A 25,143-nucleotide genomic window follows, 5' to 3' on the forward strand; every position below is an offset into this window, starting at 1 on the left:
CACAAACGGCCTCCCGGAAACTTAAGCATCCGTTTGGCCGGGCGACCCAAGAATCCGCGCCGTCAACTGGCGTGGAGGCGCTCGACGAAGTGTTCAAAATCTACTTGCGCGTGATCGGTCTGCTCGCTCCGGAGAAGGGTCTCGCCGCGACGCTCGCGATCGCGAACCTCGCCCTCGCCGGCGTGTTCTTTCTCGAACCGTGGCTGTTCGGCCGTGTCGTCGACGCGCTCGCCGGCACCGAACGGCACGACGCCTGGCGCCTGATCGGCCTGTGGGCCGCGGTCGGTTTCGGCGGCGTCATCGCGAGCGTCTGGGTGTCGCTGTACGCCGACCGCCTCGCGCACCGCCGTCGTCTCGCGGCGATCGCAAGCTACTTCGAACACGCGATCGCGCTGCCGCTGTCGTTTCACGGCGAACACCACACCGGCCGTCTGCTGCGCATCATGCACGGCGGCGCGAGCAACCTGTTCGGTCTGTGGCTCGGCTTCTTCCGCGAACATCTCGCGACGCTGCTCGCGATCCTCGTGATGGTGCCGCTCGCGCTCACGATCAACTGGAAGCTCGCGCTGCTGATGATCGGCCTGATGGTCAGCTTCGCGGTGTTCAACGCGATCGCGATGCGCCGCACGCACAAGGCGCAGGGCGAAGTCGAAGAACTGCACCACGCGATCTCCGAACGCGCCGGCGACGTGTTCGGCAACGTGTCGGTCGTGCAGAGCTTCACGCGCCTGTCGAGCGAAGTCGCGCACGTGCGCGGCATGATGAGCCGCGTGCTCGCCGCGCAGTATCCGGTGCTGCGCGGCTGGGCCGTGCTGTCGGTGCTCAACCGCGCCGCGAGCACGCTGACGATCATCGCGATCTTCGCGCTCGGCGCGTCGCTCAACGCCAAGGGCGAAGTGACGGTGGGCCAGATCGTGAGCTTCGTCGGTTTCGCGATGATGCTGATCGGCCGTCTCGAACAATTTGCCGGCTTCATCTCGGGCCTGTTCTTCCAGACGCATTCGCTCAACGACTTCTTCCGCGTGCTCGACACGCGCCTCGCGAACGTCGACAAGCCCGGCGCGCCGGACCTCGTCGCGCCGCGCGGCGAAGTCGCGTTCGAGAACGTGTCGTTCGGCTACGACCCTGCGCAACCGGCGCTCAGGAACCTGTCGTTCCGTGTGCGCGCCGGCGGTACGGTCGCGCTGGTCGGCCCGACCGGCGCCGGCAAGACAACCGCGCTGTCGCTGCTGTACCGCGCGTACGATCCGAGCGAGGGCAGGATCACGGTCGACGGCGTCGACATCCGCGACGTCGGCATCGATTCGCTGCGCCGGAACATCTCGGTGGTGTTCCAGGACCCGGGCCTGTTCTATCGCTCGATCGCCGACAACCTGCGCATCGGCAAACCCGACGCGACGGACGCCGACATCGAAGCCGCCGCGCGCGCGGCCGAGGCGCATCGCTTCGTATCGGCGAAGCCGGACGGCTACGCGACGCTCGTCGCCGAGCGCGGCCGCTCGCTCTCGGGCGGCGAACGCCAGCGCCTGGCCATCGCGCGCGCGATGCTCAAGGACGCGCCGATCCTGATCCTCGACGAAGCGACGAGCGCGCTCGACAACGCGACCGAAGCGCGCATCCAGCGCGCGCTCGGTGCGCTGACGAAGAACCGCACGACGTTCGTGATCGCGCATCGCCTGACGACGGTGCGCAACGCCGACCTGATCCTCGTGCTCAAGGACGGCGAACTCGTCGAACAGGGGCGCTACGCGGAGCTCGTCGCGCAGGGCGGCCTGTTCGCGGAGCTCGACGGCCAGGGGCGGTTCGTGGAAGACGCGGTGGACGACGGGTCGGAGGAGCCGGCGGTGCTGGAAGCGCGGGCGGCGTGACGGCGCGAAACGCGGAAGCCTCGACGGGCGAGGCTTCCGCGGTGAAGGCTTCAGGCGCGGGTGACGACGAGACGGCCGGAGGTGGCGCGGATGGTGACGACATCGCCGGGCAGGAAGCCGGCGTTGATGAGCCAGATGCCGCAGAGGCGGAGGTGGGGGACTTCGCGGGGGAGGTGCGCGGCGTCTTCGGCCGGGTAGTAGGCCGTACCGACGCGAATTTGCTTTGTGGAAGAGTTGGATGACGTATGCTTGCGCTTATCCATGAGCCACTCCTAAGAGGTGGTTTGTGGTTAGCGAACGGCGTGGGGCTAACCGCGCCGTTCGCGCTTTCGCCCTTGAGCGATTGATCGCTGCGGGCGACTTCCAGAGAGCACCGCGCGGAAGGCCGTCAAGGATTCGGTTCTATCGAACTTGCGCAGTCCTTGACGGCCTGAGCACGGTGCTAGGCTGAGACGACCGCAGCGAGCAGTTGTATTGCGCTCGACGCTGCGAGCTTCGGCTTCCTTCTTTTGCTCGTCATACCGGCGCAGGCCGGTATCCAGCTTTTCGGTGTCGGCGAAAACCGAGCCTGGAAGCTGGATACCGGCCTTCGCCGGTATGACGGCTTTGTAGATGGGCCGTGCAAATGGTTTGTCATTCCAGCGAAAGCTGGAATCCAGCCGTTGCTGTTGCTCTTGACGTCTAAAAGCCGGATTCCAGCTTTCGCTGGAATGACGAGTCGCCGAACGAAACGACAACGAAGACCCAAGCGCCCCCTCACCCAACCCTCTCCCCCAAAAGCGTTTGGGGGAGAGGGCCATGCACGGCGCACCTTGACGTCCACGTGTTTAATTTGCGCAAAAAGCTGGATACCGGCCTTCGCCGGTATGACGAGCTGAAAGCGGCGACGGCGACGGCGACGCCGTCGCCGTTGCTTCTGGCGGCAGGAAGCCGCCCGCTCTACCCGGGGCTCCGTCGGTCGCGGCCGTCGGGGTGCCCTTGGAGGGTGCAGGGAGGGGTTGGGCAAGCAACCTCTCCTTGCTCGCTCGCGGCAGCGAGCGAAACGCTTTGTTCAACGCGAAAGCGACAACGAGGGCTATCAACCCGCGCTTTTCTTCTTCCACAAATCCAAAACCTCCTTCTCGCGCTCCGCCGTCAACCCCGCCTTCAACTTGGCCTGCCGCTCGGCAGGCAAAGTCCCGAACCACGCGAGCGTATCGCCCGCCGTCGTCGCCAACGGCCGAAACGTGAGCCCCTGCTCAAGCGCCCGCTTGATGCTGCGACTGGCGAAGCCCGCCGAATCGCCCGCCGCCGGTATCCACACCGGCATGTCGCCCCACGGCGCCACTTTCTGCGCCTCGAGGAAATCGGCCGGCACCCAGGTGAACTGCGCGCCCGCGGTCGTCGTCGCGCGGATGCCGTACAGCATGCCGGCCGTCGAGAGCTTGTAGTCCGGACCGGTCGCGTTGAACGTGCCGAACACGCGGCGTTCGGCCATGCGTATCGACCATTCGGCGAGATCGCGCGCGTCGATGAACTGCACCGGATCGTCGCCGTTGCCCGGTGCGAGCACTTCGCCGCCGCGCGCGATGCGCACCGGCCAGTACGAGAAGCGGTCGGTTTCGTCGCCGGGACCGACGATGAGGCCCGGGCGGATGATCGTCGCCTTGTCCTTGAACCATTGGTGGACTTCCTGTTCCGAGCGCGCCTTGAGCGGCCCGTACAGCGCCATGTTCGCGCGCACCGCGTCCTGCGTTTCGGCCATCGCATCCTTGCCGTCGTACTTCGCGGTTGCGGCGTTTTCGTCCGCGCCGCCGTCGGCATTGCTCTCGTACACCGAAATCGTCGAGATGAAGACGTACTGGCCGACCTTGCTCTTGAGCACCTTGCCAGCATCGCGCACCCAGAACGGCAGCGTCGTGGGGTTGTCGATGCAGACGTCCCATTCGCGGTCCTTGAGCGCGGCCAGGTCGCCGGTGTTGCGGTCGCCGTGCAGTTCTTCGACCTCGCCCGGCCACTCCTTCTTCGCGCGCTTGCCGCGATTGAACAAAGTGACTTTGTGCCCTCGCGCGAGTGCGTAACGCACCTGGTGCGGCCCGGTGAAGCCGGTGCCGCCGAGTATCAGGATGCGCAGCGGCTTGCCCGGCGCCGCGTCGGCGGCGTGCGCCGCCGGGGCGACGCCGCGCAGCGCCCACGCGGCGGCGGCGGCGGTTCCGAGTTTGAGCAGGTTGCGGCGATCGATCATGAGCGTTTTCCTTCGGCGGCGAGGTGCGATGCGAATGCGGAAGCGACCGGGAGCGGCAGCGCCGACGGCGCGAGACGCGCATGGCGCCGGCCGAGCCAGACCGCGACGGCGAGCCATGCGGCCGACACCGGCACGGCCGCGAGCGCGATGCCCGACAGGCCCAGGCCGAGCGCCGCGAGTCCCGTATGCGTCCACGCGCCGAGCTGGTCGCCGAGGCGGAACACGAACGTGTCGATGAAATTTTTCGCCTTGTATTTTTGTTCGCGCGACAACGGTACGTACAGCACTTCGCGCGCGGGGCCGGTCAACGCGAAATTGCCGGTGCGGCGCAGCACCTGCATGACGATGACGACCGAGAGCAGCGGCGCCGCGGCGAGCGCCAGAAAGCCCAGGACCGACAACAGCGGAACGAGCGCGAGGATCGCGCCGACGCCGATGCGGCTCATCAGCCGCCCGGTCAGCACGAGCTGCAGCACGAGCGTCAGGCCGTTGACCCACACGTCGACCTGCGCGAAGTACGCGGTGCGTGCGGCGCGGTCGACGATCTCGCGTGCGACGATTTCCGCTTGCAGGAAGTACAGGAACGTCGAGCCGATCGTGAACAGCAGCATGAACACCGCGATGCCCGCGAGGTACGGCGACTGCGCGACGCCGGCAAACCCCGCCCACACGCTGCCGCCGATCACTTCGCGCTCGGCGCGGCTCTGCGCATCGCCGCTCGCCGCGACGCGCGCCGACAGCGCGTACATCGCGCGCAGCGCCGCTTCCAGCAGCACCGCCGAAACGATCAGGAGCGGCAAGGTGCCGACCGCGTGCACGAGCCAGCCCGTGAGCAGGCCGCCGGCGACGCCGCCGAGCGTGCCGCCGGCGCCGATCACGCCGTACAGGCGCTTCGCCTGGCGCGTGGCGAACACGTCGGACATCACGGCCCAGAACAGCGACACGACGAAGACCGCGAACACCGCGAGCCAGACGAAGAACACGCGGCCGACCCACACCTGCGCCGAGTCCGGCGCATACCTGAGCGCGAACCAGAAGCCGACCAGACACAGGATCATCGCGCGGTACGCCCACGCGACGAACGCGCGGCGCGGCAGTCGCGACACGAGCCGCGAAAACAGCGGGCTGACGAGGGCGGTGACGGTGAGTGTGCCGAGAAACAGCCACGGCAGGTTGTTGACGCCGCCGGCGACGCCCATCTCGTCGCGGATCGGGCGCAGCACGTAGTAGCTCGCGAGCACGCAGAAGAAGTATACGAATGCCAGAAGCAGCGGCGCGCGTTCGTCGCGACGCACGCTGAACAGCGCATGCAGCAGGCCGTCGTCGTGGCGCGGATCGGGATCGCGCGCCGGCAGCTCGGTGCTCATGCGCGCATCCTGCGGCGGCGCGCGGGCGCGAGCCAGTCGCGGCGTGCGAAGAGGCGGGCGGCATCGGCGCGAACGGAGCGCGCACGGCGTACGGGGTAGCGGCGATAGGCCTTGCTCATGGTCTCCTCCTCGATGCGTTCGCCCCCGGACGCCCGTCGATTACAGGCTTTAGCGCGCGTCGCGGCATCGGCTGGAAGTCAGGGGCGATGTTGTGGATTCGGCGCTTTTCCGTTGCGCGCACGCATGCGAAAGTCGCGGTTCCGGCGCACTTTGGAGTTCGCATGAACGGCAACAACCTTCCCGATCGCACCGCGATCGAAGCCGCCGCCGCGCGCGTCGGCGACCGCGTGCGCACGACGCCGGTGCTGCGTCTGGGCCTGCGCCCGTTCAACCTCGCCGGCGAGCTCGTGCTCAAGCTCGAATGCCTGCAGCACACCGGTTCGTTCAAGCCGCGCGGCGCGTTCAATCGCGTGCTGTCGGCCGGTCGCGTGCCCGATGCGGGCCTGATCGCCGCATCGGGCGGCAATCACGGCGCCGCCGTCGCGTACGTCGCGCTCGAACTGGGCCTGCCCGCCGAAATCTTCGTGCCGTCGATCGTCGTGCCGTCGAAACTCGATCGCATCCGCCAGTACGGCGCCGACGTGCGGATCGGCGGCGACCGCTACGCCGACGCGCTCGCCGCGAGCGAACGCCGCGCGCGCGACACCGGCGCGCTCGCCGTGCACGCGTACGACGACGCCGACGTGATCGCGGGCCAGGGCGGCGTCGCTCGTGAGTTCGAGGCGCAGGCCGGCACGCTCGATACCGTACTCGTCGCGGTCGGCGGCGGCGGTCTCGTCGCCGGCATCGCAGCGTGGTACGCCGGCCGCACGCGCGTCGTCGCGGTCGAACCGCGCACGAGCCGCGCGCTCGACGCCGCGCTCGCGGCCGGCGAACCGGTCGACGTCGACGTCGCCGGCATCGCGGCCGACTCGCTCGGCGCGCGCCGCGCCGGCGAACGCGCGTTCGCGATCGCGCGCGATACCGGCGTCACATCGGTACTTGTAGACGACGAGAACATCCGCGTCGCGCAGCGCATGCTGTGGAAGCACACGCGCGTCTTCGCCGAGCCGGGCGGCGCGACCGCGCTGGCGGCGATCCTTTCGCGCGCCTACACGCCGCAGCCCGGCGAGCGCGTCGGCGTCGTCGTCTGCGGCGCGAACGGCGATCCGACGGTTCTGGCATAAGCCGCGGTCGCCGCACGGGTCGCTCATACGGCAAAATGGCGGGGCATCGCTTCGGAGTTCCCCATGCCAACCGCACTGCTCGGCCAGCTCTATCCGGACCACCTCGCGACGCTCGCGCAGCGCGCGGCGAAGGCGCTCGAGCGCGGCGGCTACGACCACCTCGTCGTCGCCGCCGGCAACGCGCACTACCGTTTCCTCGACGACAACGCCTATCCGTTCCACGTCAATCCGCAGTTCAAGGCATGGCTGCCGGTGACGCGCGCGCCGGGTTCGTGGCTCGTCATCACGCCCGGTTCGCGTCCGAAGCTCGTATACCTGCAGCCGCACGACTACTGGCACGTCGTGCCCGAGGCGCCTGCCGGCTACTGGGTCGAATACTTCGACATCGTCGTGATCCGCGAAGAAAAGGACGCGCTCGCGCACCTGCCGCAAGGCCGCGCGGCGATCGTCGGCGAGGCGTCGGCCGCGATCGGCGACTACGCGCCGAACAATCCGCCGGTCGTGCTCGACTATCTGCACTACCACCGCGCGTGGAAGACGCCATACGAGCTCGCGATGATGCGCGTCGCGTCGAAGCTCGGCGCGCGCGCGCATCGCGCGGCCGAAGCGGCGTTCCGCGGCGGACAGTCCGAGTACGGCATCCACATGGCCTATCTCGACGCCGCGCGCGAAACCGACAACGAACTGCCGTACGGCAACATCGTCGCGCTGAACGAGCACGGCGCCGTGCTGCACTACACGAATCTCGACCGCAATCCGCCGGTCGAGTCGCATTCGTTTCTGATCGACGCCGGCGCGAGCTTCCACGGCTACGCGAGCGACATCACGCGCACGTACGCGGCGCCGCACGCCGGCGAGTTCGGCGAGCTGGTGGATGCGGTCGACGCGGCGCAGCGCGGTTTTTGCGACAAAGTACGCAAAGGCCAGAACTATCCCGAGCTGCACGTGCATGCGCACCACGTGCTCGCGGGCATCCTGCGCGAGCAGGGCTTCATCCGCATGTCGGCCGAAAGCGCGGTGGAATCGGGCGTGTCGAGCACGTTCTTCCCGCACGGCCTCGGCCACTACATCGGTCTGCAGGTGCACGACGTCGGCGGTTTCCAGCGCGACGAAACCGGCGGCGCGATTCCCAAGCCCGCGGGGCATCCGTACCTGCGCCTCACGCGCACGATCGACGCCGGCCACGTCATGACGATCGAACCGGGCATCTACTTCATCGACATGCTGCTGGCGCAACTCAAGGGCAAACCGGCCGCGAGCGACGTGAACTGGGACAAGGTCGACGCGTTCCGGCGCTACGGCGGCGTGCGCATCGAGGACGACGTCGTCTGCACCGACGGCGCGCCGGAAAATCTCACGCGCGACGCGTTCGCGGCGATCGCATGAGCTCGCGCGCGCCGCGCGACGCGACGCGCAAGCCGGCCGAACCCCGCAAGCCGACGCTGTTCGACCGCGGGCGCGAAGTCGGCCGCGTGCGCGAGACGATCGAACGCCTCGAGTCGCCGCGCCTGCAGATGATGTTCATCGTCGCGCTGACCGGCGCGGCCGGTTTCGCCGCTTCGTATACGATGCTCGTCGCCGGACTGCATGCGATGTGGCTGCGCTATCCGCTCGCGGTCGCCGTCGCATACCTCGTTTTTCTCGGCCTGCTGTGGCTGTGGCTGCGCGCGATCGACCGCGGTCACGAGCGCAACGACGCGCTCGACAGCGACGCGGCCGACCTCGCCGTCGACGCGAGCGACGCGCTCTTGCGGTCGACGCCGGGCGGCGACGGCGCGGGCAGCGGCCCCGATTTCGACCTCGATATCGGCGGTGCCGATCTCGACGAGGGCGCGCCGATCGCGCTGGTGATCGCGGTCGCCGTCGCAGCGGTCGTCGCCGTCGCGGCGGCGTTCTGGGCCGTGTTCGCGATCGTCGGCGGCGCGCCGGTGCTCCTGGCCGAACTCGCGGTCGACGCCGCGCTCGCACGCGGCCTGTACCTGCGCGTTCGCACGATCGACCGCAACCGCCATTGGTTGCGAACGGCCGTGGCGCGCACCGTGTGGCGTTTCGCCGCCGTCGCCGGCGTGTTCGGCGCGATCGGCGCGCTACTTGCTTGGCTCGTGCCGGGCGCGGACTCGATCGGCGATATCCACGGCTGAGCCCTTCGCACCCGCCAAACATTCGCATTCGTATAGTAAACCCGTCGCTTACCGAACACCCTGTCGAATCAACGCTCTTCACGCTCGCTGCGTTCAATGCCGCTCCCCGCACAGCTACCGAAGCCCCAATGGCCGGAACATGCGCGCCTGTTGCGCTTCGGACGGTTTTGTCTCGATCGCGACCACCGACGGCTGTTGCGCGACGGCGAACCGATCGAGCTGCCGGCCCGCGCATTCGAAGTGCTTCAGTTGCTCGTCGCTTCGCCGCACCAGTTGCTGACGCGCGAAGCGATCTTCGATGCGGTATGGAAAGACACGATCGTCGAAGACGCGAACCTGACGCAGGTGGTCTGGGTATTGCGCCGCGCGTTCGGCGACGATGCGAAAAGCTACATCCGCACCGTCGCCAGACGCGGCTACGTGTTCGAGCCGCCCGATCCGGTGGTTGCGGAAACCGCGGCGCCGTCTCTGCGGCTGGCCTCGGACGCCGCGCCCAATGAGCCGCCGGTCGTACCGGTGCGTGCCGCGAACGCCCGCCGCTACCTGCTTGGCGCGGCGCTGCTCGCGAGCGCGCTGGTGCTGGCAGCCGCCGTTTGGTACCGGCTCGCGTCGCCGGCGACGTCATCGAGCGTCGTGATCGTCGAAACCCGAGACGCCGACGACGACGAAGGGGCGCAGAACGCGAGCGCGCTGCTGCACGACTGGCTGCGCTGGAAGCTCGGCGTGCTGCACCAGATCGACGTCGCCGACGGCGGCACGGCTCCGGCGGCCGGCGAACGCACGCAACGCGTCATCCTGCTGTCGACGAGTCGAACCGCAACCGGCAGCGAATGGCAACTGGACGCGCGGGTGTTCGGCGCCGGGGACACGCGGCATTACACGCTGGTCGGCGCCGACCTGCGCAAGATCGACGCGCTCGACGCGTTCTCGCGCCGCGTCGCCGCGGTCGTCGCCCCGGAGGCCGAGGACGACCTCGCGCTCGGACTGACCGCCGAGGCGGCCGAGCACTACGCCGCAGCGAACCGCGCTTGGATGCGCGGCGATCGTGCAACGCAGATTGCGCAGCTGCGGTTGGCGCAGCAGAAGGCGCCGTCGGCGGGCTGGTTGCGCGTGCAGACGGCCGACGTACTGGCCGAACTCGGGCAGATCCGCGCCGCGAACGTCGAGGTCGAACGCAATGCCGACTGGACGGCGGCGCTGCCGCCGACCGCGCGGGCGCTGCTGGACGCGCGCCGTCTGGCATTCGCACAGCGCTCGCGCGAGGCCGCTGCCGCGTACGTCGATCTGGCCAGGCGTTACCCGCACATGGCCGGTCTGCGTCTGGATCAGGCCGAGGCGCTCGTCCTAGACCAGCGTTTGAGCGAGTCGGCCGAAGCGCTGGACACGATCGACGTCGGCGCCCTCTCGGTCGATCAACGCATCCGCTGGCTCAAACTGCGCACGACCTACCTGTACTACCAGGAGTCGCCGCGTGCCGCTCAGGCCGCGTATCGCAAGATCGCCGAACTCGCCGGCGATTCGCCGCGCCTGGCGCTGCCCAGGGCCGTCGCCGAGGGCAACGCGCTCGCCATCGAGATCGAAGAACAGGGAGCGGCGGCCGGGGCCGATCGAGTCGCGGCGCTCGAGGCCGCGGCCGATCGTGTCGCCGCGGCCGGCGATCCGATCGAAGCGGCGAAATTGCGCGTCCGCGCCGCCTTGGCGACGTCGGACGCGGGCAGCGAGCGCGTTGCGCAGCGCGTCGGCATCCTGCTCGCACTGACCCGGGCGAACGGCGACGTCGCGCGCGAGCTGTGGGCGCTGTGGGTCGACGCGATCGCGCAAGGCCGCAGCGGCCGGATCGCCGAACAGCGCGCGACGCTGCTGCAAGCCGAAGCCGTCGCGAAGGCGAACGACAATCTTGCCGGCACCCGCGACGCCGCGAAATTTCTCGGCCAGGAGGCGCTGCGCGCGGGCCGCTACGACGAAGCGGAACGCCGGTTCGTGAGCGTGCGCGGCGTCCTGCTCGCGCCGCAGATCGGCCTCGGACTCGCCGCGCTGTACACGGCGCAGGGTCGCTATGAGGAAGCGGAACGCGCGACCGAGGACGCCAACCGCGTGAGTCGCCAAGCCCAGGCCCAGTCCGCGCAAAGCGCTGCCGGGAAAGTCGGTATCGACTGCTGGCTCGGCACGGTGCGCCTCGCCCGTGCGCAGATCGACCAGGCGCAGGCGCTGTTCGCCAACTGCGCGACCCAAAGCAGCCCGGCCATCGCCTTGCAGGGTCGGCTGGGCCTCGCCCAGGTCGCCGCGATCAGCGGCAGTCGCGAACAGGCTCGCGAGCAGGCTCGCGCGCTCGTCGCCGACATCGCGGCCTTGACCGACACGTTGCAGCGCATGGACCTGTACGCGCGTGCGGCCCAGGTGCTCGTCGACGCGAACGACATGGCCGCAGCGGACAAGGCGCTCGACGGTGTCGTCGCGTTCGCGAACCGAAACGGCCTCGCACCGCTCGAAGCGCGCGCACGGTCGGCCGCGATGCAGATCGCGCTCGCCCGCGGCAACGACGAGGACGCGCTCGCCGACTACGCCGCCGCGGACGCGGTGCTGCCGGCGTCGGACTGGCGCACGCGCAGCCGTCTCGACACCTTGCGCGCGATCGCGTACCGCAATGCGGGCGAAGCGGCGGAGGCAAACCGGCTGCTCGATTCGATCGTCGACGGCGCGCGTTCGCGCGGCGACGTCGTCGCCGAACTGTCGGCACTGAGCATCGACGATCGCGACGAAGCGTACGCTCGCCGGACCGCGCAGACCGGCGCACGTGGAACGTCGTTGCGCGACCTCCTGCGTACCGGCGGAAAGCCCCGCTAGCGCCCTATGCCAAGCAGGCGCGCCGGCAGCGCGCGAATGCGGCTGAGCAGCGAATTGGGCATCCGCGTCTGCGCGCTCAGCGTTTCGGGCGTCGCCGTCACGCCGTAGCGGCGCACCGCCTGCGGGTTCTGCTTGAGCTTCCAGTAGCGGCCGAGCGCGGAATCGACGCTGAGCCGGCACGAGCCCATGCGCACCGGCTTGATCAGCATCCGGTACACCTGGCCTTCGTTGATCAGTTCGATCACCGTCTGCGCGTTCGCGCGCTCGGTGATGACCACGGTCGCGATATGCGGGTGGTACTGCTTGAGCGCCTTCAACATCAGCGTCAGGTCGGTGCCGTGATTCGTCGCGGTCTCCGAGATCACGACCCCGGTTTCGTGCTGCTCGAGCACCTGCAGCGCGCGTTCGGCCGTATTGGCGAAACGCACCTGGTAGTGCGGCTGCAGGATTTCGCGCAGCCGCTGCTGCACGGTGGTGTCGTCCTCGATCACGAGCACGCCGACCTGCGTGCGCGCGACGTTCTGTTCGATGCCCGTCAGCTCGTCGCTCGCGACGATCGGCGCTTCGCGCGAGATCGCGCCCGCTTCGATCACGAGGCCGCGCAGGTCCGAATTCACCCAGGGCTTGTTGACGAAGCGGTAAACCTCGCCCTCGTTGACCGAGCCGAGCACGGCCTTGAGATCGGAATAGCCGGTCAGGAGGATGCGCATCGCGCGCGGGTGGTTCGCCTTGATTTCGCGCAGCACGTCGACGCCGAGCATCTCGGGCATGCGCTGGTCGCACACCACCACGTCGACGTCGTGCATGGCGGCGAGGCCGGGCGCCTGGCGCGGATCGGTCGTCGCATGAACTTCGACGTCGCGGAAGAGCGCCTTGAGCGCGCGCAGGATGCGCGCCTCGTCGTCGACGAACAACACCCGCAGCGGTCCGCTCGGTTTGTTCTCGACGGGCATTTCGAAACCTTGTCCGAGCATGGCGGCGGGTATCAGTGCAAAGTGGGACGCGCGGAGGATTCGACGGGCAGCACGACGGTGAACTCCGAGCCTCGGTTCGGCGTCGTGCGCACCTTGATCGAGCCGCCGTGCGACTTGACGATCTTGTGCACGATCGACAGCCCGAGGCCCGTGCCCTCGCCCGGCGCCTTGGTCGTGAAGAACGGATCGAAAATCTTCGGCAGCACGTCGTCGGGAATGCCGCAACCGGTGTCGCTGAAGACGATTTCCACCTGGTTGTTGCCGGCGCGCGTCGCGACGGTCAGCGTGCCCTCATCTTCCATCGCCTGCGCGGCGTTGGTGATGAGGTTCAGGAATACCTGGTTGAGCTGCGACGGCATGCCGCGCACCTTGGGTACGGCCTCGAGCTTGCGCACCACCTTGATGCGGTCGCGCAGCTGGTGCGCGGCGATCATCAGCGCGCTTTCGACGCCCTCGTTGACGTCCATCGCGTCGATGCCGTCGCGGTCCACGCGCGCGAAGCCCTTGAGGTTCTGCACCAGCGCCGACAGCTGCACGATACCGTCTCGCGCGTCGCCGAGCAGTTCCTTGGCCTCGGTCAGGAGCGGGCTTTTCTCGACCGCGTTGCGCGCATCGAACAGCTTGCGGCGCGATTCCTCGACGTGCTTGACGAGCTTGTCGAGCGACGACTTGTCGGCGCCGAACATCAGGTCGACCGGCTGCTGGCAGTATTGGACCGCGGCATCGTAAGCCTTGACCAGCTTGCGGTAGTCGTCGAGCAGGTCGCCGACGACCTCGACGTTGCTCTTGACGAAACCGAGCGGCGTATTCAATTCGTGCGCGACGCCGGCCACCATCTGGCCCAGCGACGCGAGCTTGGTCGTGTGGATCACCTGCGCCTGGCTGGACTGCAGCTGTTTGAGCTCGGTCTCGGTCTGCGAATGCGCCGACGACAGGCGCGCGTTGTCCGCACGCAGCCGCCACAGGCTGATGCCGAGCACGACGATCGCCACGAGCAGCAGCAAGGTGACGATCCAACTGATGGCTGCCATGGGTTCTCCTCCCCCTTTATGCGCCGAGCCCGTTCCGACCGGATTCGGCCTTGCGACACCGGCTTCCGGCCCGGCATCCTGTCCCGCGCCGCAGTATAAGCATGCGTCGGCGGACGGAATGTCGACAAGGCTACCGTCTGTCGGCGCTTTCGTGACCGCAGTCACCGATTCGCAACGCCGCCGCACCTACCCCGGTGCACTCAGGAACAACTGCCACGCGAGATAGATGCCCCATGCCGCCAGCAGCGTGCCGCCCTCGGACGACGTCAGGCAGGCATCGCTGCGCAACATCGGGTACAGCGCGAGCGCGAACACCAGCATCGCCGGCGCGTTGATCGCGAGCGCCGCCGGTTCGAGCGGCGCGTACAGCGCGCAGGCGCCGAGCCCCAGCGTGACGTTGACGACGCCGGCGCCGAGCGCCGCGGCGAGCGCGAGATCGCCGTGGCCGCGCCACGCATGGAACGCCGCGGACGCGAGCACCGGCAGCGCGCCGACGACGGCTGCGAGGCTCAGGCCGGCCGTCGCGGGCGCAAGGCCCCAGGCCGTCGCGAGCGCGGCGACCGCGTTCGCGACGAGGTATGCGCCGGCCGCGAGCACCGCGACACCGACCACGACGCGCAGCGCCGTGCGGCGTGGCTCGCGCTGCGTTTCGACGCCGTCGGCAAACGCGCGCTGCACCGGCTCGGATTCGCGCGCGGCGCGCCACCACACGACGCCGAAAGCCAGCGCGAACGCGATCAGCAGCACATACGCATCGATGCGGCCGATCGAAAGATCGAGGCCGAGCACGAGCAGCAGCACGCAGGCGCCGATCAGGAGCGGCAGCATCCAGTGCGCCAGCGCGAAGGTCACGTCGAGCGGCTTGACGAGCGCGGCGACGCCGAGCACGAGGCCGACGAACGCGACGTTGCCGCCGACGACGTTGCCGAGCGCGACGTCCGGATGCCCGCCGATCGTCGCCGCGATACCGATCGCGAACGCCGCGACACCCGAACCGAAGCCGGCCACGACGACGCCGACGCGCGCCGGGCGCATACCGGCGTTCAGCGCGAGCCCCGCCGCGCCCTTGAGCAGCGAATCGCTTCCGAGGAGCAGCAGGAACGCGCCGAGCGCGTAGCCCCCGAGGCCAGTCAACATGAGGGATTTCCGACGAAACGTCGTCCGAGTGTAGCCATGCCCGCGGCGACGACAAGCCCGTTGCCCGGCCGGCGGGCTCGCAGCCGCGTTCGCGGTGCTAAGCTGCACCCGGTCGCAAGCCTCGGAGAACCGCATGATCGCCCGTATCTGGCGTGGTGTGACGCTGGCCGAGAAGGCCGACGACTACCTCGAACACCTGCGCGAGACCGGCCTGCGCGATTTCGAGCAGACGCCCGGCAATCGCGGCGTCTACGTGATCCGCCGCGTCCAGGGCGAACACTGCGAATTCCAGATCATTTCGCTGTGGGACTCGATGGAAGCGGTGCGCCGCTTCGCCGGCAAGGAAGCCGAGCGTTCGCGCTACTACGCCGAGGACGAACGGTACCTGCTCGAGATGGAGCCGCTCGTGCGGCATTTCGAGCTGGCCGCGACGGTGCCGGATCCGATGCCGGGGAAGTAGCCTTCGCTCGTCATCCCAGCGAACGCTGGGATCCAGCTTTTGATTCCAACGAGTGTCGGGCGCCAAAAGCTGGATTCCAGCTTTCGCTGGAATGACGAGCCAAGAGACGAGCAACGGCGAAGATTTACACCTTCTTCGCCTGCGCCTCGAACGCCACCGCCTGCGCCACGGCCGGACGTGCCGCCGTGCGCTCGACGAACGCGCTGATCGCCGGCCAGCGGCCGAGATCGATGTTGAAGTACTTGCTCCAGCCGAGCACCGTGAACAGGTACGCATCGGCGACGCTGAAGTTCTGCCCGGTCAGGTACGGCTGCTGCGCCAGCAGCGGTTCGATGCCGTCGAAACGCTGCGCCAGCTTCGCCTTCTGCGCGTCCTTGACCGAATCGGGGTTCGCCGCGTTGAACAGCGGGCTGAACTGCTTGTGGATTTCCGTAGAAATGAAATTCAGCATTTCCTGCAGGCGATAGCGCTCCCACGTGCCGGCAGCCGGCGCGAGGCCCGCCTCGGGCTTCGAATCGGCGAGGAACTGCACGATCGCCGGACCTTCCGTCAACACCTGCCCGTTGTCGAGCTCGATCGCCGGCACGTAGCCCTTCGGGTTGATCGCCTTGAAGTCGGCACCGTCGGCGGTCGTCTTCGCCGCGAGATCGACCTTGACCGGCGTGAAGTCGATGCCGAGTTCGCGCAGGACGATATGCGGCGACAGCGAGCAGGCGCCGGGTGCGAAATACAGTTTCATGCGTCTCTCCTCGATGGATCGATGATCCGATGAATGGATGACGCCATGATGCGCGCGCGCAGCGGCCCGCACGAGCCGCGCGGCGCGAAATTAGTGTTCGCGAAACGGCAACAATGCCGTCAGGCGCCGATCGCGCGATCGTCGACGAATCGGTCGTCGGCGAGCCCGTCGTCGATGGACCAGTCGGCCGCGGCCTGCGCGTGGATCAGCGCCGTGTCGAACGTCGGCACCACGCAGTCGGCCGCGCCGACGAGCAGGCCGATTTCCGTGCAGCCGAGAACGATGCCCTGCGCGCCGCGCGCGACGAGATCGGCCATCACGCGCCGGTACGTCTCGCGCGACGTCTCGCGCACGATGCCGACGCACAGTTCGTCGTAGATGATCCGGTGCACGGCGTCGCACGCTTGCGCGTCGGGCACGAGCACCTCGAGCCCGCGTTCGGCGAGGCGGCCCTTGTAGAAATCCTGCTCCATCGTAAAACGCGTACCGAGAAGCCCCACGCGCGCGATGCCGGCCGCGCGGATGCGCGCGGCCGTCGCGTCGGCGATGTGCAGGATCGGCAGGTCGACCGCGCGCGCGATCTGCGGCGCCACCTTGTGCATCGTGTTCGTGCAGATCACCAGCGCCTGCGCGCCGCCGCGCGCGAGCGCCGCGGCGGCTTCGGACAGCACGCGCGCCGCGGCGTCCCAGTCGCCGCGCATCTGCAGCGCCTCGATCTGCGCGAAGTCGACGCTGTACAGCAGCAGCCGCGCCGAATGCAGGCCGCCGAGCCGTTCGCGCACGCGCTCGTTGACCGCGCGGTAATACGGCAGCGTCGACTCCCAGCTCATGCCGCCGAGGAGGCCGAGCGTCTTCATCGCGTCATTTCTTTTTCGGCACGTAGATGTCCGTGACCGTGCCTTCGTAGACTTCCGCGGCCATGCCGACCGATTCGCTCAGCGTCGGGTGCGGGTGGATCGTCAGCGCGATGTCCGCCGCCTCGGCGCCCATCTCGATAGCAAGGCCGATCTCGGTGATGAGATCGCCCGCGTTCGGCGCGCTGATCCCGGCGCCGATCACGCGATGCGTCGCCTCGTCGAAGATCAGCTTCGTGAAACCTTCGGTGCGGCCGATGCCGATCGCGCGGCCCGACGCGGCATGCGGAAACTTGCCGACGCCGTAGGCGATGCCCTGCTTCTTCGCCTCGGCCTCGGTCACGCCGACCCAGGCGATTTCCGGATCGGTGTACGCGACGCTCGGAATCACGCGCGCGACGAATTCGCTCTTGTGGCCGGCCGCGACCTCCGCCGCGACGCGCGCCTCGTGCGTCGCCTTGTGCGCCAGCATCGGATTGCCGACGAGATCTCCGATCGCGAACACGTGCGGCACGTTCGTGCGCATCTGCTTGTCGACCGGAATGAAGCCGCGATCGGTCACCGCGACGCCGGCCTTGTGCGCGTCGACCTTGCCGCCGTTCGGCGAACGCCCGACGGCGACGAGCACGCGGTCGTACAGCGTCGGTTCCGGCGCCTTCTCGCCTTCGAACGTCGCCAGCAGCCCCTCGGGCTTCGCCTCGATCTTCGCGACCTTGGTTTTCAGATGAATGCCGCCGTAGCGCTTGGACAGGCGCTGCTGCAGCGGCCGCACGAGATCGGGATCGGCGCCCGGCATCAGCTGGTCGAGCAATTCCACAACGGTAACCTTGGAACCCAGCGCATCGTATACGCAGGCCATTTCCAGGCCGATGATGCCGCCGCCGACGACGAGCAGGCTCTTGGGAATCTCGGACAGCTCGAGCGCATCGGTCGAATCCATCATGCGCGGATCGTCCCACGGGAAACCCGGCAGCTTCACCGCCTGCGAGCCCGCGGCGATGATCGCGTTGTCGAAGCGCACGAGCTTGACGCCGTCCGGGCCGGTCACTTCGATCTCGTTCGGCGACACGAACTTGCCGGTGCCGGTGACGATCGTCACCTTGCGCTGCTTGGACATGCCGGCGAGGCCGTTCGTCAGCTGCGCGACGACCGCCAGCTTGTGTTCGCGCAGCTTGGGCAGGTCGATCTGCGGCGCGCCGAACGCGATGCCGTGCTTGGCGAACTCCTTCGCCTCGTCGATCACGCGCGCGGCGTGCAGCAGCGCCTTCGACGGAATGCAGCCGACGTTCAGGCACACGCCGCCGAGCACCGGATAGCGCTCGATCAGCACGACCTTCTGCCCGAGGTCGGCCGCGCGGAACGCGGCCGTGTAGCCGCCGGGGCCGGCGCCGAGCACGACCACCTGGCATTCGTAGTCGGCGGTCCGCCCGCTCGCGGCCGCGGCCTGCGGCGCAGGCACGGCGGGCTTCGCCGCTTCGGCGGCCTGCGGCGCTTGCGCCGCTTCGACGGCCCGGGGCGCTTCCGCCGGCTTCGGCGCGTCGGTCTTCGGCGCGGGAGCCGCGGCAGCGGCGTCGGTTTCGATCACCGCGACGACCGAGCCTTCGGAGATTTCGTCGCCGAGCTTGACCTTGATCTCCTTGACGATGCCGGCGGCCGGCGACGGCACTTCCATCGTCGCCTTGTCCGACTCAAGCGTGACGAGGCCCTGCTCTTTCTTGACGGTGTCGCCGACCTTGACCAGAACCTCGATCACCGGGACGTTCGTGTAGTTGCCGATGTCCGGCACTTTGACTTCAGTCGTTGCCACGCTTGAGCTCCTGGTCCTGGTGGTTGAGCGCGAGGCGGAAGCGCTGCTTGAGCGATTCGCGCCGCGCGTCGAATTCGTTGGCGATGTCCGCGGCCGGCTCGGCCGTCGCGGACGCGACCGGTTCGGCCGGCTTCGCCGGTACGGCAGCGGTCGCCGCCATCGGCACCGCAATCGGCGCGGGCTCGGCCGTCGCGGCCGGCGGCGGTTTGCCCGCGAGCGCCGCGCGCACGCGTTCGCGCAGCGCGACGAGCTCGGAGCGCTCGTCGGCGATTTCCCGCTGCTGCCCGGCACGCTGCACGGCCTTCTGCGCAACGAGCTTGCGGTATTCGCGGTTCGCATAGTCGAGCGAACGGCGAATGTCCGGCAGGTGGATCGCCTCGACTTCGTTGGGCAGCGAATCGAAGCTGATGTAGCCGTCTTCGATCCACAGGCCGCGGCGGCGCGCGACGATGCGCGTCTCGCGTTCTTCGAAGAACAGCCGCAGCCAGTCGTTGTCCGGCGGCTCGCGGTCGAGCTTCAAAAACATGATGCGCAGCGTTTCGTGCACGCGCGACCACGTCGTCTTGGACAGATCCAGATCGACGATGCGGATGTCTTGGAAATCGGCGTCCATGACGCGTCCGGGCCTTCCTTAGAGCAGCGTCCTGCGCATGTCGGCGAGCAGCTGGCCCAGATACGCGGTGAAGCGCGCGGCCGACGCGCCGTCGATCACGCGATGATCGTACGACAGCGACAGCGGCAGGATCAGGCGCGGCGCGAACGCTTTTCCGTCCCACACGGGCTTCATCGCCGACTTGGACACGCCGAGAATCGCGACTTCCGGCGCGTTGACGATCGGCGTGAACGCCGTGCCGCCGATGCCGCCGAGCGACGAGATCGAGAAGCAGCCGCCGGACATGTCCGCCGGGCCGAGCTTGCCGTCGCGCGCCTTCGCCGCGAGTTCGCCGGTCTCGCGCGCGATGTCGAGTACGCCCTTCTTGTCGGCGTCGCGCAGCACCGGCACGACGAGGCCGTTCGGCGTATCCGCGGCGAATCCGATGTGGAAGTACTTCTTGAGCACGAGATTGTCGCCGGACGCGTCGAGCGAGGCGTTGAAATCCGGGAATTTCTTCAACGCCGCGACGCACGCCTTGATCAGGAACGCGAGCATCGTCAGCTTGATGCCGGCCTTCTCGTTTTCCTTGTTCAGCGCGACGCGCAGCGCTTCGAGGTCGGTGATGTCGGCGTCGTCGTGCTGCGTGACGTGCGGAATCATGACCCAGTTGCGCGCGAGGTTCGCGCCGGAGATCTTCTTGATGCGCGACAGCGCCTTGGTTTCGACCTCGCCGAACTTCGCGAAGTCGACCTGCGGCCACGGCAGCAGGTTGAGGCCCGCACCGCCACCGCCCGCGGCAGCCGCTCGCGGCGCCGCCGCGGCGCCGCCGGCGAGCGCCTGCTTGACGTAGTTCTGCACGTCTTCCTTCGTGATGCGCGACTTGCGGCCGGAACCGGCCACGTGCGTCAGGTCGACGCCGAGCTCGCGCGCGAACAGGCGCACCGCGGGGCTCGCGTGCGGCACCTTGTCCGGCATCACGACGCTGGCGTCGAACGGTACCGGCGGTGTGCGCGGACCGGCGATTTCGGCGTCGATGCCCGGCTTCGTCGACTCGGCGACGACCGGCGCTTCCGTTTTCGCGGGCGCGGGCGCTTCGGCCTTCGCCGGCGCGGGCGCCTCGGCTTGCGGCGCGGGCTTGGGCGCTTCGGCCTTGGCGGGCGCGGCGGCGGGCCTGGCCGCGCCGTCGGCGGCATCCATCAGCACGACGACCGCGCCTTCGGACACCTCGTCGCCGACCTTCACCTTGATCTCGGTGACGACGCCCGCGAACGGCGCCGGCACTTCCATCGTCGCCTTGTCGGATTCGAGCGTGAGCAGGCCCTGGTCCTTCTTCACCGTCTCGCCGGGCTTCACGAGGATCTCGATCACCGGCACGTTCGAATAGTTGCCGATGTCGGGGACCTTAACTTCTTGAGCCATATCGCCCTCCCAGGCGGCCAATTTTCGAGCAAGGCCACTATTGTGGCTATCACGCCCCAGATAAACCAGCCGCAGGCGTTTGAACCTTCGTCTGCACCCGCTTCCGCCTTATTCCGCTTGGTTCGCGCAGTCCGGACCGTCACGCCGCTATGCTGGCGCCCGGTCTCAACGAAGCATCTCCCATGGATATTGCAGATCTGCGCCGCCAGCTCGATCAGGTCGATCGCGACCTCGTGCGCCTCGCGGCCGAGCGTCAGCGCATCGTCGCCGAGATCGGCCGCAGCAAGCGCGGCACCGGCCGGCCGCTGCGCGACTTCAAGCGCGAAAAGGAAGTTCTGGACAATGTACGCGGCCATGCGCGCGACGCCGGTATCGACCCCGAACTCGCCGCGGGTCTGATGGAACTTCTGATCGCCGCGTCGCTCACGCGCCAGGAACAGGACACCGTGCGCGCGCTGAGCCAGGGCGAAGGCAAGCGCGCGCTCGTCGTCGGCGGCAACGGCCGCATGGGCGGCTGGTTCGCGCGCTTTCTCGACGCGCAGGGCTACGCGGTCGAAATCGCCGACCCGGCCGGCGCGCCCGCCGGCTACGCGCATCGCGCGCGCTGGGACGACGGCGCGCTCGACCACGACCTCATCGTCGTCGCGACGCCGCTGCGCGCGGCCTCGCGCATTCTCGCGACGCTCGCCGACCGGCGCCCGCCCGGCGTCGTATTCGATCTCGGCTCGATCAAGACGCCGCTGCGCGATTCGCTCGCGGCGCTCAACGCGGCCGGCGTGCGCGTCGCGTCGGTGCATCCGATGTTCGGGCCGTCGGCGAACGTGCTCGCCGGGCGTCACGTCATACTCGTCGACGTCGGCAATCGCGACGCCGTGGAAACCGCGCGCGGCCTGTTCGCGTCGACCACCGCGACGACGATCGAAATGGATCTGGACGAACACGACCGTCTCGTCGCGTCGGTGCTCGGCCTGTCGCATGCGCTCAATATCGTGTTCGTCGCGGCGCTCGCGGCCAGCGGCGTCGATCCGGAACGCCTGAAAGCGGTGTCGTCCACGACGTTCGGCGCGCAGGTCGCCATCGCCGAAAGCGTCGCGCGCGAAAACCCGCATCTGTACTTCGAAATCCAGTCGCTCAACGCGCACAACGGTCCGGCGCTGGCCGCGCTCGACGAGGCGATGCACACGCTGCTCGCGGCGGTCCGCGCGGGCGACGAGGCGGGCTTCGTCGAACTCATGCGGCGCGGCCGCGAATACCTGCATGCGCCGCCGGAATGACGCGGCGGGCGGCGCCATCCCTACCGTGACTGACGGCCTATACGCCGGCTCCCGTTGACTTATAGGCTCGGCGCTTTCCCATCGCCGAGCCGAACGCCATGTCGAAGCTGCCGCGCCGTCTGCCGCTGATCGCCCTGATCGCCACCCTCTTCGCCGCGCCGGCGTTCGCCGAACGCACGGCCGTGACCGCCGCGCGCCTCGTCGACGTCGAGGCCGGCAAGCTGCGCACGAACGCGGTCGTCGTCGTCGACGGCGAGCGCATCGTCGAGGTGCGCGACGACGGCCAGGTGCCGGCCGACGCGAAACGCATCGACCTCGGCGACGTCACGTTCGTGCCGGGCCTGATCGACTGCCACGTGCACATCGCGGGGCAGTCGGGCGAGTTCTACACGAACATGTTCCGCCGCAGCGCGATCGACCGCGCGGTGTTCGCGCACGTCTACGCGAAGCGCACGCTCGATGCGGGCTTCACGACCGTGCGCAACCTCGGCTCCGACGAGTTCATCGACGTGGCGCTGCGCAACGCGATCGACCGCGGCGACATTCCCGGCCCGCGCATCGTCGCGAGCGGGGTGGCGATCGGCGCGACCGGCGGCCACGCCGACGACGGCACGGGCTTTTCGCCGTATCTGCGCATCGAAGGTTTCAGCGGCATCGCCGACGGCGTCGACGCGATTCGCGCGAAGGTGCGCAACGACGTCAAGTACGGCGCCGATGTGATCAAGTTCATGGCGAGCGCGGGCGTGCTTTCCGAAGAGGAATCGGTCGGCGAGCCGCAGTATTCGCAGGAAGAAATGAACGCGCTGGTCGACGAGGCGCACCGCTGGCATCGCAAGGTCGCCGCGCACGCGCACGGCACCGAGGCGATCAAGATGGCGACGAAGGCCGGCGTCGACTCGATCGAGCACGGCAGCTTTCTCGACGAGGAAGCCATCAAGCTGATGAAGCAGCACGGCACGTGGCTCGTCGCCGACGTCTACAACGACGACTACATCCTGTCCGAGTTCGCGCGCATGAACTATCCCGCGTCGATGATCGAAAAGGAGCGCAAGGTCGGCCGCACGCAGCGCGAAAGCTTCCGCGCGGCGGTCAAGGCCGGCGTCAAGATCGCCTACGGCACCGACGCCGGCGTGTATCCGCACGGCTGGAACGCCAAGCAGTTCGCCAAGATGGTGGAATGGGGCCAGACGCCAATGCAGGCGATCCAGGCCGCGACGGTCAATGCGGCGACGCTGCTCGGCCGCAGCGACAAGGTCGGCGCGATCAAGGCCGGCCTGTACGCCGACCTCGTCGCCGTGCCGGGCAATCCGCTCGAGGCGATCGGCACGATGGAGAAGGTCGGGTTCGTGATGAAGGGCGGGAAGGTCGAGAAGAACGAGAAAACGGCGCCGTAGCGCCGTTTTTTCTTCTTTGCGCGCCGTTCTTTTGCTCGTCATCCCGGCGCAAGCCGGGATCCGGCTGTTCCCTTGAAACATTCGAATCAAAGGCTGGATTCCAGCTTCCGTTGGAATGACGAGCAAAAAACGAGGCGTGCGAGAGCGGCCGTCTGAAACCGCTTCAGTTCCTCTCCAACTCGATCAACCGCAACCGCTTCCCGTCGAGCCGCAGGTCCATCGACAGTTCGATCGCGCCGAGTTCCGCGATCAGCGGACACAGCGCCTCGGCGCGCGCCGCAAGCTGCCGCGTCTGCGTGTCGATGCGGCTTTCGATGTCCTTCTCGAGCTGTTCGGCGCGTTTTTCGAGTTCCGCCGCGCCCTTCTCGTCGCCCGACAGCGCCATCGAAACGGCCTTGCCGACGACCTCCCCGATGATGACCGGGATCATCTCCTTCACCGACGACTCGACGACCTGCTCGAATTCGTCCTCGTGCCACGGCCGCTTGTCGAACGCGTCGTTGACGCGCGACATCAGGCCCATGCGGATCTCGCCCATGCGCGCGCGCGTCGCGGACGCGTTCGCTTCGCCGGAAAACGCCGCGGCGACTTCGCTGACCGCCGTGAAGGCGATTTCGATCGCGTCGCGCGCGATCGCCTTGGCCTGCGGCACGAGCGCGCGCACGGTCGCTTCGTACTTCGCGATGCGCTCGGCGTCGCCGTCGGACAGCGCGATCTCGCGGCCGTCGATGAACAGGCGCCCCCGGCGCATTTCGACCTTGGCGGGTTCGACGCCGGTCTTCTCGAACAACAGGCGATTGCCGTCGAGACTGACTTCGTACTTGCTTTCGATGCCGCAGAGTTCGACGTTGTTGTGCGCTTGCGCGCCGCCGGCGGCGACGGCGAACGCGGCGGCGATCATCAGGCGATTCATGAGCGGGCTCCTTCGGGTTCGCGGCGTAGGATGCGGCAGACGTGAACAGGGTTTAAAGACCGGTTCGACGGCACGATACCCGCCGGAGGGCCGCCGCACGCCTGCCGGTCGACCCCGTGACTTTCGCTACAACCCGGGGCCGGGCTCGCCGTATGCTTGGCGTTTCCCGCCGCGAGGAACCGCCGCATGTACACGCTCTACACGTCGCCCGGCACCGCCGGCATGATGGTCCACCAGCTTCTGATCGAACTGGGTGCGCCGTACGAGATGCACCTGCTCGACATCAAGGCCGGCGACCAGCGCAAGCCCGAGTACCTCGCGCTCAACCCGAACGGCGTCGTGCCCACGCTCGTGATCGACGGCAAGCCGCGCACCGAATCGTCGGCGCTGGTCATGCTGCTCGCCGAACGCCACCCCGAAGGCGGCTTCGCGCCGGCGCCCGGCGACGCCGCGCGCGACGACTATCTCGAGTGGATGCTGATCCTCGCGCATTCGCTGCAGCCGGCGTACCGCCTGTGGTTCTATCCGTCCGATCTCGGCGACGTCGACCACGACGCCATCAAGGCCGGCGCGCGCGCGAAGATCGAAAAGACGTGGGATCGCGTCGAGGCACGGCTCTCCGACGGCCGGCCGTACATGCTCGGCGACGCGGTCAGCGCGCTCGATTTCTATACATTGATGCTGATGCGCTGGTCGCGCAACATGCCCAAGCCCGCGACGACCTGGACGCATCTCGCCGCGTTCGCCGCGCGCATGAAGCAGCGTCCGTCGTGGCGGCGCCTGTACGAACTCGAGGGCCTGACCGAGTGGGCGTAATCCGCCGCGCGTGACCGTCGCGTTCGCGGCAGCGCACCGACCCTGTAGAAACTGACAGGG

The 25,143-nt window shown here is 68.4% G+C and carries 23 protein-coding genes; 9 read left to right on the top strand and 14 right to left on the bottom strand.

Features of this window, described 5'->3' with window-relative positions:
- The first annotated feature begins 89 nt into the window (after positions 1–89).
- On the top strand, positions 90–1,868 hold the full coding sequence (locus OD750_RS19700; protein ID WP_263540984.1) for a glucan ABC transporter ATP-binding protein/ permease: 1,779 nt from the start codon (positions 90–92) through the stop codon (positions 1,866–1,868).
- Between the two features lie 50 nt (positions 1,869–1,918).
- Here the strand turns inward: OD750_RS19700 and OD750_RS19705 are convergent, their stop codons facing one another.
- The 5 genes from OD750_RS19705 to OD750_RS19725 form a co-directional block, all read right to left on the bottom strand.
- On the bottom strand, positions 1,919–2,131 hold the full coding sequence (locus OD750_RS19705; protein WP_263540983.1) for a type I toxin-antitoxin system SymE family toxin: 213 nt from the start codon (positions 2,129–2,131) through the stop codon (positions 1,919–1,921).
- A 45-nt stretch (positions 2,132–2,176) separates the two neighbouring features.
- Positions 2,177–2,668, bottom strand: coding sequence for a hypothetical protein (locus tag OD750_RS19710; RefSeq protein WP_263540982.1), 492 nt, complete (start codon positions 2,666–2,668; stop codon positions 2,177–2,179).
- A gap of 278 nt (positions 2,669–2,946) precedes the next feature.
- A complete protein-coding gene (locus OD750_RS19715) occupies positions 2,947–4,092 on the bottom strand; it encodes an NAD-dependent epimerase/dehydratase family protein (RefSeq protein WP_263540981.1) in 1,146 nt (381 codons plus the stop codon).
- A complete protein-coding gene (locus OD750_RS19720) occupies positions 4,089–5,459 on the bottom strand; it encodes an NTP/NDP exchange transporter (protein WP_263540980.1) in 1,371 nt (456 codons plus the stop codon). Before OD750_RS19720 ends, OD750_RS19715 begins: the two co-directional genes overlap by 4 nt.
- Positions 5,456–5,578, bottom strand: coding sequence for a hypothetical protein (locus OD750_RS19725; protein WP_263540979.1), 123 nt, complete (start codon positions 5,576–5,578; stop codon positions 5,456–5,458). Before OD750_RS19725 ends, OD750_RS19720 begins: the two co-directional genes overlap by 4 nt.
- Before the next feature lie 162 nt (positions 5,579–5,740).
- Here OD750_RS19725 and OD750_RS19730 point away from each other — a divergent pair, with 162 nt between their 5' ends.
- From OD750_RS19730 to OD750_RS19745, 4 genes are all read left to right on the top strand, one after another.
- Positions 5,741–6,685 (top strand): threonine/serine dehydratase, encoded by a 945-nt coding sequence (locus OD750_RS19730; RefSeq protein ID WP_263540978.1) that lies wholly within the window; start codon positions 5,741–5,743, stop codon positions 6,683–6,685.
- A gap of 63 nt (positions 6,686–6,748) precedes the next feature.
- Positions 6,749–8,071 carry a Xaa-Pro dipeptidase gene (gene pepQ / locus OD750_RS19735; protein ID WP_263540977.1) on the top strand — a complete coding sequence of 441 codons (1,323 nt, stop codon included), beginning with the start codon at positions 6,749–6,751 and terminating at the stop codon, positions 8,069–8,071.
- A complete protein-coding gene (locus OD750_RS19740) occupies positions 8,068–8,826 on the top strand; it encodes a hypothetical protein (RefSeq protein WP_263540976.1) in 759 nt (252 codons plus the stop codon). The genes pepQ and OD750_RS19740 overlap by 4 nt, the downstream gene beginning before the upstream one ends.
- Positions 8,827–8,922: 96 nt before the next feature.
- Positions 8,923–11,670 carry a winged helix-turn-helix domain-containing protein gene (locus OD750_RS19745; protein WP_263540975.1) on the top strand — a complete coding sequence of 916 codons (2,748 nt, stop codon included), beginning with the start codon at positions 8,923–8,925 and terminating at the stop codon, positions 11,668–11,670.
- Here the strand turns inward: OD750_RS19745 and OD750_RS19750 are convergent.
- From OD750_RS19750 to OD750_RS19760, 3 genes are all read right to left on the bottom strand, one after another.
- Positions 11,667–12,623, bottom strand: a complete 957-nt coding sequence (locus OD750_RS19750; protein WP_263540974.1) for a response regulator — start codon at positions 12,621–12,623, stop codon at positions 11,667–11,669. The two genes, OD750_RS19745 and OD750_RS19750, sit on opposite strands and share 4 nt — an antisense overlap.
- A 32-nt stretch (positions 12,624–12,655) precedes the next feature.
- Positions 12,656–13,675 carry a sensor histidine kinase gene (locus OD750_RS19755; RefSeq protein ID WP_263540973.1) on the bottom strand — a complete coding sequence of 340 codons (1,020 nt, stop codon included), beginning with the start codon at positions 13,673–13,675 and terminating at the stop codon, positions 12,656–12,658.
- 186 nt (positions 13,676–13,861) lie between these two features.
- Positions 13,862–14,812, bottom strand: a complete 951-nt coding sequence (locus OD750_RS19760; RefSeq protein ID WP_263540972.1) for a sodium:calcium antiporter — start codon at positions 14,810–14,812, stop codon at positions 13,862–13,864.
- Between the two features lie 133 nt (positions 14,813–14,945).
- Here OD750_RS19760 and OD750_RS19765 point away from each other — a divergent pair, with 133 nt between their 5' ends.
- Complete coding sequence (locus OD750_RS19765) at positions 14,946–15,272, top strand: antibiotic biosynthesis monooxygenase family protein (RefSeq protein ID WP_263540971.1); 327 nt, start codon at positions 14,946–14,948, stop codon at positions 15,270–15,272.
- 124 nt (positions 15,273–15,396) lie between these two features.
- On the opposite strand, the gene gstA is transcribed toward OD750_RS19765, so the two are convergent.
- The 5 genes from gstA to aceF all read right to left on the bottom strand — a co-directional run bounded on the left by gstA (position 15,397) and on the right by aceF (position 20,686).
- Positions 15,397–16,011 carry a glutathione transferase GstA gene (gstA, locus tag OD750_RS19770; RefSeq protein WP_263540970.1) on the bottom strand — a complete coding sequence of 205 codons (615 nt, stop codon included), beginning with the start codon at positions 16,009–16,011 and terminating at the stop codon, positions 15,397–15,399.
- A gap of 119 nt (positions 16,012–16,130) precedes the next feature.
- Positions 16,131–16,868, bottom strand: a complete 738-nt coding sequence (locus OD750_RS19775; RefSeq protein ID WP_263540969.1) for an aspartate/glutamate racemase family protein — start codon at positions 16,866–16,868, stop codon at positions 16,131–16,133.
- Between the two features lie 4 nt (positions 16,869–16,872).
- On the bottom strand, positions 16,873–18,672 hold the full coding sequence (lpdA, locus tag OD750_RS19780) for a dihydrolipoyl dehydrogenase (RefSeq protein ID WP_263540968.1): 1,800 nt from the start codon (positions 18,670–18,672) through the stop codon (positions 16,873–16,875).
- On the bottom strand, positions 18,659–19,285 hold the full coding sequence (locus OD750_RS19785; RefSeq protein WP_263540967.1) for a hypothetical protein: 627 nt from the start codon (positions 19,283–19,285) through the stop codon (positions 18,659–18,661). Before OD750_RS19785 ends, lpdA begins: the two co-directional genes overlap by 14 nt.
- Before the next feature lie 18 nt (positions 19,286–19,303).
- On the bottom strand, positions 19,304–20,686 hold the full coding sequence (gene aceF / locus OD750_RS19790; RefSeq protein WP_263540966.1) for a dihydrolipoyllysine-residue acetyltransferase: 1,383 nt from the start codon (positions 20,684–20,686) through the stop codon (positions 19,304–19,306).
- A gap of 182 nt (positions 20,687–20,868) precedes the next feature.
- Between aceF and OD750_RS19795 the strand changes: the two genes are divergently transcribed.
- Together OD750_RS19795 and OD750_RS19800 are read left to right on the top strand one after the other, a co-directional pair.
- On the top strand, positions 20,869–21,960 hold the full coding sequence (locus OD750_RS19795; RefSeq protein WP_263540965.1) for a bifunctional chorismate mutase/prephenate dehydrogenase: 1,092 nt from the start codon (positions 20,869–20,871) through the stop codon (positions 21,958–21,960).
- 98 nt (positions 21,961–22,058) lie between these two features.
- Positions 22,059–23,354: a Xaa-Pro dipeptidase gene (locus OD750_RS19800; protein WP_263540964.1), complete on the top strand. Its 1,296-nt coding sequence runs from the start codon at positions 22,059–22,061 to the stop codon at positions 23,352–23,354.
- 163 nt (positions 23,355–23,517) lie between these two features.
- Here OD750_RS19800 and OD750_RS19805 read toward each other — a convergent pair whose 3' ends face one another.
- Complete coding sequence (locus OD750_RS19805) at positions 23,518–24,267, bottom strand: YggN family protein (protein ID WP_263540963.1); 750 nt, start codon at positions 24,265–24,267, stop codon at positions 23,518–23,520.
- A gap of 186 nt (positions 24,268–24,453) precedes the next feature.
- On the opposite strand from OD750_RS19805, the gene OD750_RS19810 reads away from it, so the two are divergent.
- Complete coding sequence (locus OD750_RS19810) at positions 24,454–25,083, top strand: glutathione S-transferase family protein (protein WP_263540962.1); 630 nt, start codon at positions 24,454–24,456, stop codon at positions 25,081–25,083.
- Positions 25,084–25,143 lie beyond the last annotated feature (60 nt).

Origin of the sequence: Tahibacter soli, from assembly GCF_025717065.2 — a bacterium.
GTDB lineage: Bacteria > Pseudomonadota > Gammaproteobacteria > Xanthomonadales > Rhodanobacteraceae > Tahibacter > Tahibacter soli.

Bases quoted from the DNA above. Each gene is read 5' to 3' on its own strand.
- OD750_RS19705 (WP_263540983.1), bottom strand. From the start codon at position 2,131: ATGGATAAGCGCAAGCATACGTCATCCAACTCTTCCACAAAGCAAATT.
- OD750_RS19710 (WP_263540982.1), bottom strand. From the start codon at position 2,668: ATGGCCCTCTCCCCCAAACGCTTTTGGGGGAGAGGGTTGGGTGAGGGG.
- OD750_RS19715 (WP_263540981.1), bottom strand. From the start codon at position 4,092: ATGATCGATCGCCGCAACCTGCTCAAACTCGGAACCGCCGCCGCCGCC.
- OD750_RS19720 (WP_263540980.1), bottom strand. From the start codon at position 5,459: ATGAGCACCGAGCTGCCGGCGCGCGATCCCGATCCGCGCCACGACGAC.
- OD750_RS19725 (WP_263540979.1), bottom strand. From the start codon at position 5,578: ATGAGCAAGGCCTATCGCCGCTACCCCGTACGCCGTGCGCGCTCCGTT.
- OD750_RS19730 (WP_263540978.1), top strand. From the start codon at position 5,741: ATGAACGGCAACAACCTTCCCGATCGCACCGCGATCGAAGCCGCCGCC.
- pepQ (WP_263540977.1), top strand. From the start codon at position 6,749: ATGCCAACCGCACTGCTCGGCCAGCTCTATCCGGACCACCTCGCGACG.
- OD750_RS19740 (WP_263540976.1), top strand. From the start codon at position 8,068: ATGAGCTCGCGCGCGCCGCGCGACGCGACGCGCAAGCCGGCCGAACCC.
- OD750_RS19745 (WP_263540975.1), top strand. From the start codon at position 8,923: ATGCCGCTCCCCGCACAGCTACCGAAGCCCCAATGGCCGGAACATGCG.
- OD750_RS19750 (WP_263540974.1), bottom strand. From the start codon at position 12,623: ATGCCCGTCGAGAACAAACCGAGCGGACCGCTGCGGGTGTTGTTCGTC.
- OD750_RS19755 (WP_263540973.1), bottom strand. From the start codon at position 13,675: ATGGCAGCCATCAGTTGGATCGTCACCTTGCTGCTGCTCGTGGCGATC.
- OD750_RS19760 (WP_263540972.1), bottom strand. From the start codon at position 14,812: ATGTTGACTGGCCTCGGGGGCTACGCGCTCGGCGCGTTCCTGCTGCTC.
- OD750_RS19765 (WP_263540971.1), top strand. From the start codon at position 14,946: ATGATCGCCCGTATCTGGCGTGGTGTGACGCTGGCCGAGAAGGCCGAC.
- gstA (WP_263540970.1), bottom strand. From the start codon at position 16,011: ATGAAACTGTATTTCGCACCCGGCGCCTGCTCGCTGTCGCCGCATATC.
- OD750_RS19775 (WP_263540969.1), bottom strand. From the start codon at position 16,868: ATGAAGACGCTCGGCCTCCTCGGCGGCATGAGCTGGGAGTCGACGCTG.
- OD750_RS19785 (WP_263540967.1), bottom strand. From the start codon at position 19,285: ATGGACGCCGATTTCCAAGACATCCGCATCGTCGATCTGGATCTGTCC.
- aceF (WP_263540966.1), bottom strand. From the start codon at position 20,686: ATGGCTCAAGAAGTTAAGGTCCCCGACATCGGCAACTATTCGAACGTG.
- OD750_RS19795 (WP_263540965.1), top strand. From the start codon at position 20,869: ATGGATATTGCAGATCTGCGCCGCCAGCTCGATCAGGTCGATCGCGAC.
- OD750_RS19800 (WP_263540964.1), top strand. From the start codon at position 22,059: ATGTCGAAGCTGCCGCGCCGTCTGCCGCTGATCGCCCTGATCGCCACC.
- OD750_RS19805 (WP_263540963.1), bottom strand. From the start codon at position 24,267: ATGAATCGCCTGATGATCGCCGCCGCGTTCGCCGTCGCCGCCGGCGGC.
- OD750_RS19810 (WP_263540962.1), top strand. From the start codon at position 24,454: ATGTACACGCTCTACACGTCGCCCGGCACCGCCGGCATGATGGTCCAC.